General features: G+C 40.1%; 13 protein-coding genes. 11 read left to right on the top strand and 2 right to left on the bottom strand.

Annotation, left to right across the window (positions count from 1 at the left end; translation table 11 throughout):
* Window positions 1-19 precede the first annotated feature (19 nt).
* The 7 genes from FTV88_RS03165 to FTV88_RS03135 all read left to right on the top strand — a co-directional run bounded on the left by FTV88_RS03165 (window position 20) and on the right by FTV88_RS03135 (window position 8,258).
* Window positions 20-850 (top strand): ion transporter, encoded by an 831-nt coding sequence (locus FTV88_RS03165; RefSeq protein WP_153724374.1) that lies wholly within the window; start codon window positions 20-22, stop codon window positions 848-850.
* A 114-nt stretch (window positions 851-964) separates the two neighbouring features.
* Complete coding sequence (locus FTV88_RS03160; protein WP_153724373.1) at window positions 965-2,047, top strand: YheC/YheD family endospore coat-associated protein; 1,083 nt, start codon at window positions 965-967, stop codon at window positions 2,045-2,047.
* 5 nt (window positions 2,048-2,052) lie between these two features.
* Window positions 2,053-3,357, top strand: coding sequence for a YheC/YheD family endospore coat-associated protein (locus FTV88_RS03155; protein ID WP_153724372.1), 1,305 nt, complete (start codon window positions 2,053-2,055; stop codon window positions 3,355-3,357).
* Between the two features lie 99 nt (window positions 3,358-3,456).
* Window positions 3,457-4,494, top strand: a complete 1,038-nt coding sequence (locus tag FTV88_RS03150) for a YheC/YheD family endospore coat-associated protein (protein ID WP_153724371.1) — start codon at window positions 3,457-3,459, stop codon at window positions 4,492-4,494.
* The gene (locus tag FTV88_RS03145; RefSeq protein ID WP_153724370.1) at window positions 4,472-5,959 is read left to right on the top strand and encodes a putative amidoligase domain-containing protein; all 1,488 of its coding nucleotides are present in this window, start codon (window positions 4,472-4,474) and stop codon (window positions 5,957-5,959) included. Before FTV88_RS03150 ends, FTV88_RS03145 begins: the two co-directional genes overlap by 23 nt.
* Before the next feature lie 183 nt (window positions 5,960-6,142).
* A complete protein-coding gene (gap, locus tag FTV88_RS03140; RefSeq protein ID WP_153724369.1) occupies window positions 6,143-7,147 on the top strand; it encodes a type I glyceraldehyde-3-phosphate dehydrogenase in 1,005 nt (334 codons plus the stop codon).
* A gap of 808 nt (window positions 7,148-7,955) precedes the next feature.
* Window positions 7,956-8,258, top strand: coding sequence for a recombinase family protein (locus tag FTV88_RS03135; protein WP_153724368.1), 303 nt, complete (start codon window positions 7,956-7,958; stop codon window positions 8,256-8,258).
* A 172-nt stretch (window positions 8,259-8,430) separates the two neighbouring features.
* Here FTV88_RS03135 and FTV88_RS03130 read toward each other — a convergent pair whose 3' ends face one another.
* Window positions 8,431-9,087, bottom strand: coding sequence for a helix-turn-helix domain-containing protein (locus FTV88_RS03130; protein ID WP_153724367.1), 657 nt, complete (start codon window positions 9,085-9,087; stop codon window positions 8,431-8,433).
* 337 nt (window positions 9,088-9,424) lie between these two features.
* On the opposite strand from FTV88_RS03130, the gene FTV88_RS03125 reads away from it, so the two are divergent.
* The 3 genes from FTV88_RS03125 to FTV88_RS03115 all read left to right on the top strand — a co-directional run bounded on the left by FTV88_RS03125 (window position 9,425) and on the right by FTV88_RS03115 (window position 11,929).
* The gene (locus tag FTV88_RS03125) at window positions 9,425-9,853 is read left to right on the top strand and encodes a hypothetical protein (protein ID WP_153724366.1); all 429 of its coding nucleotides are present in this window, start codon (window positions 9,425-9,427) and stop codon (window positions 9,851-9,853) included.
* A gap of 231 nt (window positions 9,854-10,084) precedes the next feature.
* A complete protein-coding gene (locus FTV88_RS03120) occupies window positions 10,085-10,405 on the top strand; it encodes a hypothetical protein (RefSeq protein ID WP_153724365.1) in 321 nt (106 codons plus the stop codon).
* A 21-nt stretch (window positions 10,406-10,426) separates the two neighbouring features.
* Window positions 10,427-11,929: a PAS domain-containing sensor histidine kinase gene (locus FTV88_RS03115; RefSeq protein ID WP_153724364.1), complete on the top strand. Its 1,503-nt coding sequence runs from the start codon at window positions 10,427-10,429 to the stop codon at window positions 11,927-11,929.
* Between the two features lie 277 nt (window positions 11,930-12,206).
* On the opposite strand, the gene FTV88_RS03110 is transcribed toward FTV88_RS03115, so the two are convergent.
* Window positions 12,207-12,722, bottom strand: coding sequence for a manganese catalase family protein (locus FTV88_RS03110; protein WP_153724363.1), 516 nt, complete (start codon window positions 12,720-12,722; stop codon window positions 12,207-12,209).
* Between the two features lie 100 nt (window positions 12,723-12,822).
* On the opposite strand from FTV88_RS03110, the gene FTV88_RS03105 reads away from it, so the two are divergent.
* Window positions 12,823-13,881 carry a ParM/StbA family protein gene (locus FTV88_RS03105; RefSeq protein ID WP_153724362.1) on the top strand — a complete coding sequence of 353 codons (1,059 nt, stop codon included), beginning with the start codon at window positions 12,823-12,825 and terminating at the stop codon, window positions 13,879-13,881.
* Window positions 13,882-13,892: the final 11 nt, after the last annotated feature.

The raw sequence follows: 13,892 nt of genomic DNA, 5'->3' as shown, positions 1-13,892 counted from the left end.
ACCAGGGAGTGACCGAAAGATGAAAGCCTTTTGTCAGCGCATTGTTGGCATGCCTTACTTTGACCACTTCATTATAGCTTTAATTCTTCTCAACAGCCTTGTTCTTGGATTGGAAACGTCAAGCTTTCTAACATCTCACTTTGAAAACTGGTTTTACTGGATTCATAAAATCATCCTAGCCTTTTTCATTATCGAAGCTTTGATCAAAATAACAGCCGTTGCGCCCCAATGGAATCGCTATTTTGGCAATGGATGGAACCTTTTTGACTTTTCGATTATAATCTTATCGTTGATTCCAATGACTGGCCAGTTTGCTATGATTGCCCGTCTTGTTCGCTTGTTACGTATTTTACGTCTTGTATCAACCATTCCAGAGCTACGGTTAATTGTAACAACTTTAATTCGATCCATTCCTAGCATGGGACATATTCTTGTATTATCAGGAATTCTTTTCTACATATACGGAATTCTCGGATACCACCTCTTTCATCAACACGATCCAGAACTTTGGGGTTCCTTCGGTCTTTCTTTGTTAACACTTTTCCGTGTAATAACTTTAGAAGACTGGACAGATGTCATGTACGTCGCCATGGAACTGAGCCCCTGGGCTTGGACATACTTTGTCTCTTTTGTCATTATTGGAACTTTTGTGGTCATTAATCTATTTATTGCTGTTGTCCTTAACAATTTGCAAGATGCAAAAGCAGCACAAGAGATTAAAACAGAAAGAGAACTTACAATTACGAAAGAACCAGAGTCTGAACTAACTCATTTATTAGATCAAATCAAAGCAACGCAGCAAAAAATGCTAGAACTTCAAACAGAGCTAGAGAAAAAACTAAAAACATAATAGAAAGATTGCCTTCGTAAAGGGGCAAAAAGGAAAAAAAGACTGCACCATAGTGCAGTCTTTTTTTCACCCTCTAATTCTCCCTATCATATAGTACCTTAGACCAATAAGGGGGTGAAGATTTTCATCCTTGGTATATTAGTTCACGCTATCTCCAAACCAGAAGGTTTTCAAGGCAATGGATTGTTTTTCCGCCAATTGGCTGAAGAAGGCGCCAAGCTAGGCCTTTCTATTTTTGTTTTTTCTCCCAATCAGGTTCACTGGAAAGAGCGTATGGTTACAGGTTTTCATTATAATCTATCAAAAAAGAAATGGAAGAGAAAAAAAATACCCCTTCCTGATATTGTATATGATCGGTATTTCAACCTTGGAAAGGGTTGGAGAGAAGCGGTTTATTGTAGACGAAATCTGAACAAGGTGGGTGTAGCGCTCTTTAATCCTGTCGTCGCAGATAAATATGTTGTCCATGGCCTTTTACAAAATGATCCAGATATAGCCTCTCACTTACCAGAGACCTATCTTTTTGCGGGGCAAGACAAGGAACTTAAAAGACTGCTCCTTCGATGGGGATCAGCCTATTTAAAGCCTGTACTCGGTACAAAAGGAGAGGGTATTGTTCGCATAACCAATAACAGTAAACAGGGAAGTTTTTATATAGAAGAAGCAAAAAAAGGAGCAAGATACTGGGCCAGTCTTCACAAAACCATGGCAATTCTTAAAAGATCAAGCAAACTTAAAAAATATGTTATCCAGCAAGCCATTGATTCAGGACGTTGGAAGGATCGCATCTTCGATATTCGTGTTTTGGCGCAAAGAGATAGTACAGGAAAATGGAATATTACGGGCATGGCAGCTAGAGTCGCTGCCAATGGTATTACTTGTAATATTCATACTGGTGCTAAAGCCATCTCTATGGAGGAACTAAAAGAAGAAAAAAGCATCACTGTTTCAGAAGAGGAAATGGAAAAAGTAGCCTTGAAAATTACCGACCATTTGACAATGAAGTATCCCACTCTAGGGGAATTAGGCCTAGACTTTCTCATAGATCAAGATAATAAGATTTGGTTCTTAGAAGCCAATGCAAGACCAGGACGCATTATCTTTCAAAAAATAGGTGATCAAGAAAAAAGGTTAAACGCTGTAAGACGTCCCTTGGAGTATGCCATGTACCTCGCATCTCAAAGAAAAGCCAGGTGAAATGAATGGAAAGGATTACCTTATCAGTGCGTGAAGCTCTACGATATGGATTTCATGAAGGTGCTCTCGTTCCTGTTCGCGCTGGTACGAAGGAGGCCGTTGCAAGAGTTCATTTAACATCGAAAACAGTATCAACATCAGTTGCTTCTAAAGAATTGTTACAAAAATTGCACTGGCCCCCGAGTGTACCTTATAAGGTTCGCTATTCTACAGGAGAAAAGGCTTTGCTTCTTGGACCTTTAGTCGGTATCTTAGCCAATCGAAAAAAAGGGCGACAATATTCTTGGTCAGCGCACTTAAAAGAGACGCAGCGACAAGCCCGTCGCTTGGGCGTTGTAGCTCTTGTATTTGCCGTTCAAGATATCTCCTGGGAAGAAAAAACTGTAGATGGCCTGATATTGCAATCAGGTACCTGGGTGAGAAAAAGATTTCCTTTGCCCAAAGTAATCTACAATCGCATTCTAAAAAGAAGTATGGAAAATCATCCTGATGTCGTAGAAGGCAAAGAAAAGTTCGAAAAAATGGGAATCACCTTATTCAACCCCTGTTACCTTGACAAATGGGAAACCCATGAGCATCTATCAGGTAGCGAGGAAGCACAAATTATCTTGCCCGAAACATTAATACTGCAAGAACCGAGTCAGATATGGTCACTCATACAAAAATATCGATTGGTATATTTAAAGCCGATTCATGGAACCCATGGTTTTGGTATCTACCGCATCGGCGTACGCTCCACAGGCGGTTATTACTTTCAAGGGCGCAATAAGAGTCAATTCGGTCCCGTCCTCTCGAAAGAAGCCATTGAAATAAAAGTAAAAAAACTACTCGACAAAACAACCTATGTAGTACAACAAGGTTTGCGACTTGCTACAGTAAAAGGAGCGCCCTTTGACATTCGTCTCCTAGTACAAAAAGATAGCAAAGCAAGCTGGCAGCTTACCAAAGCTTTTGGTCGTATTGCTGCACCGGGGCGCTTTACTTCGAACTTAAGCCAGGGTGGAACTGCCATGGGCATTCGCAATACGCTGGCAGCATCGACAGTAGGAAGGAAAAGAAAACGCTCATTTATCATTAAAGAAATGAGACGTTGGGGCTTAAAACTACCTCAAATTTTAGAAGAACAATCAGGAAAAAATTTTGGCGAACTCGGCTTAGACTTAGCGGTCGACAGAAGTGGTAAAATATGGCTTCTGGAAATCAATTCAAAGCCAAGAAAACGTCTTTCTACTGAAGAAGGTGACCCAGAGCAAGTACGCCTATCACTACAACGACCCATTCTCTATGGTCGACTCTTAGATGGCTTTTAAGCAACATGAAAGGGGATAATTACGTTGAATACGCCAGATATAGGAATTTTAGCCTGGGGTAGAAATTCAACAACCAAGCCCTTTGGCAGGTGGTCCTATATGTTGGCCCATATTATCGTAGCATTAAAAAGACGGGGCATCGACGCAGTAGCCATACCGATCCAAAAGGCGGAAAAAAGTGATACAGTTCTAGGCTGGTGTCCTGTCTACGCCGATCAGAAGGGCAACTGGAAAGCAAAAAAAGTAAAATCACCACCTATATACTACAATCGTATCATGGGACGAAGAAGAGAAGGGACAGAAGTCGTTCAAAAAGCATTAGAACGATTGCAAAAAAATAAGAAAATGTACTTCAACCCTCGCTATCTTTCTAAGGCTGATATACATTGTCATCTTGCCGAAAGTATGCTGGCAAAGCATATTCCAGAAACAATCATCAAGCCAACACCGCAAGATGTTATAGAAGCGTTAAAGAATTGGCCTACAGTCTATCTAAAGCCTCTAGAAAGCTGTCAAGGGAGAGGGATTTTTCGACTAGAAGGATGCCGCTATGGTTGGAAAGCCATAGGAATTCAACGAATGAAGATGAAAAAGCTTTATTTTCAACAAGATCATAAACTTTTATATTGGTTAAGTAAATTGCTACAGCGCCGTGACTATCTGAGCCAACAAGGTATCCATCTCGACAAATGGCGAAACAGACCTTATGATTTGCGCGTTCTGGTACAAAAAAACGAACAAGGACAGTGGGCCTATGTAGGAGCGGGAATTCGATTGGCCGCACCCGGTCATGTGGTTACCCATCGACCCAATGGAGGGCAAATCGTTAAGCCTGAGAAAATTATGGTAAGAAAGTTTGGCTATCGTGGTTGGAAGGACAAGAAAAAAGAGCTGGCTCAATTGGCTGAAGAAGCGGCTACTACCATAGAGAGAGAATACAAAAGCCCTTTTGGCTTACTTACCTTAGATGTAGCTTGTGCAGATTGCGGAAAATTATGGATTCTAGAAATCAACTCTAAGCCAGGTTCTTTTGATGAGGGAGCGATTCAACGAAGAAGCTACGATCTATTAGCTGCTTATATTCGCCATCTACAGGATCAAAGGAGGGAAGAAAATGAACATATATATACGCTATGATCAATATACAAGTGTATCCGATCTAATTCGAAAACTTTCAGCCAAAGGAATCAAAGTTTCTTCTGGAAAAGATAAGCCGACCCATTACGTGGATTGGCTAATTCACTGGATGCAACCAAAAGAGAAAATAGAAACTTCATCGGCATTGAGAAGTTATAACAGCCAGAGCAGCCATATTCATCCAGAGCAATACAATGAAGTAGAAGCAATTCTTCATCAAAATCATTTTCGAGCCTTTTTAGGTGGAGAAGGAACGGCGTGGCCTATTACGTTATGGCCCAAAGAATACCGAATCTACCTCTGGGACTCCAAGGTAGTCGCTACAGAAAGAAGGATCGTTCTTAGCAGCCAGTTAAAAGATATCAAAAAAGGTTCACAACAGAACTTTCAATGGGTGAGTAATTTAACAGAATGGGAAAAAGATCGACTTCTTCCCAGTGCAACAAGAGCACTGCACTGTCTCGGCTTGGACTTTGGTAAAGTCCATATTGGTATGAACCGCTCCAATGGACCGGTAATCTTAGGTATCGATGCAGCTCCAACAGTACAAAAAAAACTAGCCCAAGCTTATGCCGATCAGATAGTAGGGTCGTTGAAAAAGTGGCAACAAAAAAGCAAACTCACCATTGGGTCTGATCCAGAGTTTATGCTTTCCTTACAACCAGGCCATCGCATGGTCCCTGCTTCACGCTTTTTTCCTCGCCAAGGTGTCGTTGGCTGTGATAGTCGTAGGGCTTTTGGTGCTTCTGACGATTTGCCTTTAGCAGAAGTGCGACCAGAACCAGCACAGTCTGCCAACGAAGCTGTAGAAAAGATCAGAGCGGCCTTGCGAGAAGCAATAAAGCTTTGTCCCTATGCCAATATAGCTTGGGTCGCTGGTTCAGAACCTTATCCCGGTTATCCTACAGGAGGGCATATCCATTTTGGTGGCATTGACGCGAATAATCAACTGCTACGAGCTCTCGATCAATATGTAGCATTGCCTTTGCTTTTTTTAGAAAATCAAGATCGAGCCAAACAGAGGCGGCAGTTTTATGGAACACTTGGTGATTTTCGCACCAAGTCTCATGGCTTTGAATATCGAACACCAGGTTCCTGGATTTCAACACCGGAACTCACTCGAATTGCATTGACGCTGGCTTCCTTAGTGGCAAAAAACTATCGAAATTTATCACGATGGGACTTCCTCGACCGAAAGGTACAAGAAGCTTTCTATAACAGTGACGTAGAAGCGCTTTTACCTGTTTTTAAAGAATCCCTGACAGAACTATATGAAGTAGATGGAACAGAAGAAACACGTATCTTAATCAACATGGTCTGGCTTATGTATCAAGATGGTATCGGTAATAACGAGAAAGTAGATTTGCGTCGATCTTGGAACTTACCCATTGGTGTACAACGATACAGGCATATTCCTAGACCTCGTCACTCTTTCTCTTGGCTACCAGGGCGAGCCATACGATAGGGTAAATGTATAACAAAGGACTCTTTTTTCAAAAGGACGAGAAAGAAGGCCTTCTTGTGATTATGATGACAAATACAAGCAATTATGTCATACTGATTCTTTATTTTATTTCATAATGCAGGAGGATTTTTCCTCACTGAGTAGAATAAGTATCACATAATTGGGTACAAGGAGGCATTTCTTTTGTCCACTCGTCTAGGTATTAATGGCTTTGGCCGCATTGGTCGAAATGTTTTTAGAGCGGCACTGGAAAGAGAAGATATTGACATTGTTGCTATCAACGTTACATCTGATCCAGAGACAGTTGCTTATTTGCTAACCTATGATTCTGTACACGGAGTACTTAAAGCCGACATTCGCACAACTTCGAATAGCTTAATCGTAAATGGAAAAGAAGTTCGAATCGTATCAAATCGCGATCCTGCGCAATTGCCCTGGGCAGAATTAGGTGTAGATATTGTCATTGAGTCAACAGGTAAATTCAACAATCGCGAAGGCTCAGCCAAGCATTTAGAGGGCGGCGCGAAGAAAGTATTGATTACGGCACCAGCAAAAAATGAAGATGCAACTATTGTCATGGGTGTCAATGATTCCATTTACGATCCAGACAAGCATCATATCATTTCGAATGCTTCATGCACCACCAACTGTTTGGCACCTGTGGCCAAAGTACTGCATCAGAACTTTGGCATTCAGCAAGGTTTGATGACAACAGTACATGCTTTTACAAACGATCAATGGATTCTTGACAATCCTCACAAGGATTTAAGAAGAGCAAGAGCCCTAGGTATGTCTATTATACCTACCACAACAGGTGCAGCCAAAGCAGTCGCACTTGTCTTACCAGAACTAAAAGGTAAACTTAATGGCTTTTCCATGCGTGTGCCTGTTCCGAACGTCTCCGTTGTGGATCTCGTTGTAGATTTAGAACGCAAAGTTGACAAAGAGGAAGTCAACGCCGCTCTTCGTGCTGCTGCAGAAGGAGAGCTGAAAGGAATTCTCGGTGTTTGCGATGAGCCACTCGTATCTCGGGATTTCTTAACAGATCCACGCTCTGCCATTGTAGATGCTCTTTCTACCATGTCAACGGACAATAACATGATTAAAGTCGTAGCTTGGTACGATAACGAATGGGGTTACTCTTGCCGCGTTCTTGATCTGGCAGAAAAAATCGGGCGATCCCTGTAAAGAATAAAACTTTAAAGAATGCACAAAAAGCGAGGCCATAAAAAAGGTCTCGCTTTTTCTTCGTGTTAACACCCCATGCCCGGTCGGGCACAACCAACGATGAAAATCAAGTTTTCCTGATCACGTTGGGGTTACTTCTTGCAGGGGGCCAGGTCATCACGCTTTCCTCCGCTCTGGACTGGTCCCACGCTGTTACCGCCAGCAAGCTGGCGACAGCTGAGGTCCCAAGTCCCGCTGCGGAAAGCGTGATGCCCAGTCCCAGAAGGTTTTTGCTGATTGTTACTTCCGTTGGAATAGCTTGGCGAAACTTTCTTCTATCCGCAACTACCTATTGTATTTGCAATGCAATAGGCCAAAACTCAGTCACAATCAGCAAGATGTATCTGGGTCAGGCGTTATGACTTCCTGGAGAGAGGACTTCAGACCTCAGCCATCGGCAGCTTGCTGCCGCTCATGGCGTGGGATGAGTCCGTTCGGAAGGAAATCATAACGCCTGACCCCACCACAGGGTAGCTATTTTCGTGTTAACCCCTCATGCCCGCCCGGGCACAACCAATGATGAAAAATCTATTTTCGTATTAAAATAGATTTGCTTAGATTACTTTGCCCTGCGAAGATCTCTGATTTCTGTCTCATGTTTAATATATTTGTAGCTTAAATCTTTAGATAGGACAATCCTTTTCTTATTCTATCTTATTTTACTATATTTGCCTCACCATTTTGACGAATACAAGACCTTTTCTGTATCAATAGCGATTCAAGATGGGCAAGTTAAAGGTATATTCAAAGCAAATAAGGGAGAGAGACTATGCCCAAGGTCATAATTTATGCTCGAAACAACACGAATCATCTTGGAGAACTTGACGATCAAGTACAAGAATTATTAGGTTTTGCTAAGAAGAAGGGCTTTGAGGTGGTAGCCTTATTCAAAGAAGTGGCTTCGGGAGCATCGACGGATCGCTTAGCCCTACATGAAGTCGTTAAGCTGATACAAGATCAACCTGATACATTGTTATTGGTCAAAGACATGTCGCGGATTTCAGATGATCATAGTGAACTTAGTAAATTTTTAGGCCTTTTTTCGAACAAAGTCATTACAGTTTTAGACTAAGCCGTGCTGACGAATCGTTGCATATATCTCTTGAGTAAATTCCGTATTAAAAAGGGTACCTGCGAAAAAGCAGGCACCTTTCACTCTTTTCTTGACTTCGTGCGCTATAAACGAAAAAAGCAGCGGAAAGGAACATAGCCTTTCCGCTTTTTCTATATTTACCTTTCCAACGCTATTCTTTTGATTTTGGCCTTTGGGGAGTCGAAACAGTAGTTACGCCTATTATTTGATTATCATTATCTTTTAAGGGTTCAGCAATCACATCATAAGCTATCATTCCATTCGATAAAGGAAATGATATCGTTTCTCGGGCTCCTATACCTGTTTCGATTACCTTTTTCTTCAAATTGATCAATTGAAGAATGCCTTCGTTTATACCAAGATCGTCATCTTTTTTACCTATACAGCTATCATATAGAAAATCGGGATGGGAATTGTAAATCCATGTATATTTCAATTCTAAATCACAGTGGGCAATAATAATGGAAGTATTTTTTAAAGCTATATGAAACATTTCATCGGAATGGTTTGCTGAGCTCACACAATGGTTGTTTTCTCCTGCTCCATTTTTTCTTTTATACCACTTTCTTGATACCTTATTGTTTTTATCCCTTTTTCTTAATTTAAGGAAAATCTTTGGCGGCGATATCTCTAAGGCTGCACAAATTTTCTTTAAATTTACCAGTGATATATTCCTTTTACCTCTTTCTAATGCACCAATATAAGTTCTATGTAAACCTGATAACTCAGCCAATTGTTCTTGAGTAAACCCTTTTTTCAACCTTATATTACGAATATTGAAAGCTACTGTATCTAAAATATTGGTCATGATTTATCACCTTAAACGCTTAAGAAATATTTATTTAGAATTATCTTAAAAAAACCTTATTATTTCTACAGACAATAAGTAACAAATATATAAAAAAACACTTTATGAAACTCATGGAAAAAAAGGTATTCATACAATAACCATTACAAATATTCCCACAATTAAAAACAACAAAAAACGAAAAAAAAATGGGAATAAGATATTTTTTGTTATCTATTGTCTGTAGACTCTTGATCTCTTTTGCTCTATTTTTTTAATATAACTTTCTAACAATGTTGTCATCTTGCTCTGCTGGGAATTTATCGCAATTAAATAACAGTATAAGGGGAGGGTTGCAATGATGTTAGATAACAAGAAAAATAGGCGAGCTTTAATTGTGAGTAAAGATAAGGTTTTTGCACATCTGTTATGTATTGTAGTGAGTGAGTACGGACTACAAGGCGATATTAAAAATAATGTAACATCAGCCTTAAAACTGCCAAATATCAACAACTACTGTTTGGTTATCGTAGAATTAGGGAGAGAGCCCCGTGATTATCTCAATCTGCTAAAAGAAATGAAAAAAGCAATCGGAAATACGTCACTATGGTTAATTACACCTTTTGGTGAGGTAGAAGACAATCTAAGACAGATAAAGGTAAATAAGGTGTTTAGTCGCTCTGTTGATATAGATGAATTGAATAGGCATTTGTCGTTACTGCTTACGTCTGAATGCAAGTGTGGTGTACGAGGTGATAAAAGCCAGCCTATTAGAGGTGTTCTATAGAATGAGAGAATATGAGTCCGTCCCAAAGGACAATATCGAAAAAGAAATAAAAAAACATATTTCCCTGATTTCCTACTATTTTCATGTTGGATTTACTCTTTTTTTACTTTTTTTACTCTAAAAACGACTTTTTCTCTTTTTTTCTATTTTTTACATTTAAGCAATGTTATGCTAGTGTTAGTTCTTTTAACCACGTAAGATTTACGTAGATATCGAAGGAGGTTATACCTGATGAATATGTTAGACATTTCCTTAGAAATTTTAGCCCGAGACAAAGAAGCATTAATAAAAATAGGCTCTTTGTTGAATGAATATTTTACTTTACAAGGTCTTTACGTTTACACAAACTATCTGGAGAAAAAAGAAGATTTCAACACCTTTCATTTACGTCTAGAAGAAGAACTAGAAGAACAATGTCAGAAACTCAACTGCTTACGGATTCTTCAACGTACATACAATCAGACACGGGATTATTTACCTAGTATTAGATTGCAGTTTTCTGAACCAAATAATCAATTGACGGAAGTTTCATCATTTTGTAAATTAGGCTGAACAGTTGAGAGGTGAAAATCTATGAGATATCAAGAGTATCGCCAATCTCTTAAGAGAAAAATTCACCATCTTCCAACAATTGTGGCAACATTTTACGCAATAATTGGAGCAACTTCTATCATACTTTTCGACTTTCTTTTTTTACAGGTGGTCGATGCAGAAAACCTCTACTATTATCCTTATGAAATCTGGCGAGGCTTGATCATAACAGCATTGCTCTACTTTACAGTTCGCTATTTTACCAACAAAATAGAAAAGATGGACGAAGAGCTTATGGAAAAACACAAGTCTTTGCAGTCAGCCTACAGAGAAATTAATACGCAACTAGAAGCTCTTCAAAAAAGCGAAAGATCTCGCAAGCAAAGTGAGAAGAGACTCACCTTGCTTGCGAAAAATTCCCAAGACATCATTTATCGTTTTCAACGCAATCCCTTTGTCTTTCAATACATCAGTCCCGTCATTAAAAAGTATACAGGGTATGCACCTGAAGATTTTTACCACAATAGTTCTTTGATTTCTCAGGTTATCCACCCTGATGATCAAGAGAAAGCCAAAAACGTCGTGCAAGACGGTAAGATTTCGGAGCGAGATTGCTTCCGTTGGGTTCACCAAGACGGAAGAATTTTCTGGATGGATTATCATAGATTCCTGATTCGAAACGAGGAAGGTCAGATTATTGCTGTAGAAGGTATCATTCGAGATATCACCGATACAAAACTACAACAAATAGAATTGGAAAGACAAAATGAATTGCTCTTAGAATATGCAGAGCAATTGCGGAAAGCCAACACGGAACTTACTTCCTTGGACCGCATGAAAACAGAGTTCTTAGCCAATACATCCCATGAATTGCGTACGCCTCTCAATTCCGTATTGGGCTATCTGGAGATGTTAAAAAGCGATTTCTGTGAAACAGAAGAAGAAAAAAAGGAATACTTAAAAAGAATTGACGACAGTGCAAAGGAACTGCTGGATGTTATAGAAGAGATCTTAGCGATGGCGCAAATCGAAGCAGGCAATATCTGTCTAGAATGTACAGAAGTAGAGGTAAATGATTTTCTGCAAAATATAAAGCAATTATACGAATCGAAAATGAAACATAGATTTTTGTCTTTTGAAGTTGTACCTTTAACAGAAAGTTGTCATATACGAGTTGATGTCAATCGTCTTTACCAGATCTTTAAGAGCATCATAGAGAATTCGATGAAATTCACTATCAAAGGTAAGATTACGATTGCGGCGCATCGAAAGAAAAAGTTTATATGCTTTGCAATCGAAGATTCAGGAATAGGAATTTCTAAAGAAGATCAAGAGAATATATTTGAAAAATTTGTACAAGTTGATGGGACGATTAAGCGACGCTACCCTGGTCTTGGTCTTGGCTTAACAATTAGTCGTGCTTTAACAGAAAAAATGGATGGTTCTATTTCGATTTACAGTGAGGGCTTGGGTAAAGGAACCACAGTTATGATCATTTTACCTGTTATAGAAAAGAATTATGAAAAAAAGACGACTTTCGAATGAGGAAGTCGTCTTTTTTACGAAAAGATTGATCGCTGCGGCTAATAGATGGATGAGCAAGTATTAAGTGAGGCAATTCCTTTATGAGAACACCAGAAGACCGTCTTCAAGATATGTTAGAAGCGATTCAGCGGATTGATAAATACGCTGTATCCTTTACTAAGTGACATGGTTTGGCGGCGTCAACTGTACAAACATAGAAAAAGGTACCTGCTCGACAAAAAAGCAGGTACCTTTTTCGTAACCAAATCTATCAAAACAGCAGAATCAACACAATCCACTAAAACACATGCCGATGAGCCAAATGGAACTGCACATCATTCAAAGCTTCCCCAAAGCGCTGAAAATGCACAACTTCCCGCTCCCGAAGGAAGCGCAGCGCATCTTTCACGCCAGGATCATCGGTCAGATCGATGAGATGCTCATAGGTGGTCCGTGCCTTCTGCTCCGCCGCCATATCTTCATGAAGATCAGTCACCGGATCGCCCGTAGACTGAATATAAGCCGCTGTCCAGGGCACACCGTTGGCATCGGTATAGAAAAGAGCATTGTCATGGTGAGCATAATGAGCCCCTAAGCCAGCCTCACGCATCTTATCAGCAGGCACATCTTTCGTTAGCTTATAGATGAGCGTAGCAATGACTTCGAGGTGGGCCATTTCCTCCGTTCCTATGTCTGTCAAAAGCCCTTTCGCTTTTTTGGTCGGCATGGTATAACGCTGCGTCAGATAACGAAGCGCCGCTGCTAGCTCGGAATCAGGTCCGCCATACTGGGGAGTACCTCCAAAAATTTTCATAAAAAATACCTGTTATAAATGTAAAAAAAGGCAGTCTTCCACGTTTGGATGGCTGCCTTTTTTATTGAGGACAAGTATTTTCTCAGAAAGGGGTTTCATCATGTTTAAGATTGGTATTGACCTTGGCTATGGCTACACCAAAGGAATTAACCAAGAAGGAAGAACAATTATTTTTCCTTCAATCATAGGCGCAGCCCATGATCGTATGACAGAACTGTTTGGTCAGGATACAGGAACACTTGAAGCGCTACATGTGCAAATAAAAGACAAAAATAATGACAGTGAGCATTTTGTAGGGGACCTAGCACGTAAAGAATCATTGTCTTCGAGCTTCACGTTGGAAAGAAATAAAATAAGCAATGATAATACCAAGGTGCTTCTGTCAACGTCTTTAGCTATGCTAGTTCCTTCTCAGACCGTTAGTTTGCATGTTGTAACAGGTTTACCCTTTGAGCACTACCTAGACCAGCGTAAGACTTTTGAAGAAGCCTATAAAGGGTATCAAAGTGAAGTGTATTTCCATGGTGGTCCACTCAAAGATTCACGCAGACAGATTCGAATTGATAGGCTAACCATATTCCCACAAGCAGCAGGCGCTGCCTATTCACTTTTGCAAACTGCTGAAGGTAAGATGCGATATCCGGAATTGTTTGTTCGTGGATCTATCATCGCTGTAGTAGATGTTGGTTTTAAGACGACTGATTATGTAGTTTTTGAAATGACACCTTCCCTTTCCCTTCGCAGAGATTTATCAGGAACTATAAATATAGGAATCTCTAGCCTCTATCGCCCACTACAAATTCTCTTTAACAAAAGAACAGGTGGGCAGATTGATATGAACGAAGTTGAAATCCTTCTGCAAACAGGAACAATCTTTTTTGCTGGTCAAGAAAGAGACTTCAGAGAAGACATTAAGCGAATCAAAGAGGCCGTAGCAAAAGAGATTCGAAATAAAGTATTGGCTTCATGGGGAAGCAAAGCAGATCTAATTCGCATGGTATTTCTAGTTGGCGGTGGCAGCAGAGAACTCGGAGAAGATCTAAAAACGATCCATCCATTAGCCAAAATTTCCGATGATCCACAAATGGCGAACGCCCGAGGTTTTTTATCAGTGGCCAAGATGACGGAGTTGGCCGAAAAGAAAACAGGATCTGCTTGATGGTGGTGTTT

The organism is Heliorestis convoluta (genome assembly GCF_009649955.1).
Taxonomy (GTDB): Bacteria; Bacillota; Desulfitobacteriia; order Heliobacteriales; family Heliobacteriaceae; genus Heliorestis; species Heliorestis convoluta.
This window is presented reverse-complemented; position numbering and strand designations above follow the sequence as displayed.

What these genes read in the sequence shown, in the direction of transcription:
- FTV88_RS03165 (WP_153724374.1), top strand. Translation starts at nt 20, where the DNA reads ATGAAAGCCTTTTGTCAGCGCATTGTTGGCATGCCTTACTTTGACCAC.
- FTV88_RS03110 (WP_153724363.1), bottom strand. Translation starts at nt 12,722, where the DNA reads ATGAAAATTTTTGGAGGTACTCCCCAGTATGGCGGACCTGATTCCGAG.
- FTV88_RS03145 (WP_153724370.1), top strand. Translation starts at nt 4,472, where the DNA reads ATGAACATATATATACGCTATGATCAATATACAAGTGTATCCGATCTA.
- FTV88_RS03105 (WP_153724362.1), top strand. Translation starts at nt 12,823, where the DNA reads ATGTTTAAGATTGGTATTGACCTTGGCTATGGCTACACCAAAGGAATT.
- FTV88_RS03155 (WP_153724372.1), top strand. Translation starts at nt 2,053, where the DNA reads ATGGAAAGGATTACCTTATCAGTGCGTGAAGCTCTACGATATGGATTT.
- FTV88_RS03125 (WP_153724366.1), top strand. Translation starts at nt 9,425, where the DNA reads ATGATGTTAGATAACAAGAAAAATAGGCGAGCTTTAATTGTGAGTAAA.
- FTV88_RS03120 (WP_153724365.1), top strand. Translation starts at nt 10,085, where the DNA reads ATGAATATGTTAGACATTTCCTTAGAAATTTTAGCCCGAGACAAAGAA.
- FTV88_RS03135 (WP_153724368.1), top strand. Translation starts at nt 7,956, where the DNA reads ATGCCCAAGGTCATAATTTATGCTCGAAACAACACGAATCATCTTGGA.
- FTV88_RS03150 (WP_153724371.1), top strand. Translation starts at nt 3,457, where the DNA reads ATGTTGGCCCATATTATCGTAGCATTAAAAAGACGGGGCATCGACGCA.
- FTV88_RS03130 (WP_153724367.1), bottom strand. Translation starts at nt 9,087, where the DNA reads ATGACCAATATTTTAGATACAGTAGCTTTCAATATTCGTAATATAAGG.
- FTV88_RS03115 (WP_153724364.1), top strand. Translation starts at nt 10,427, where the DNA reads ATGAGATATCAAGAGTATCGCCAATCTCTTAAGAGAAAAATTCACCAT.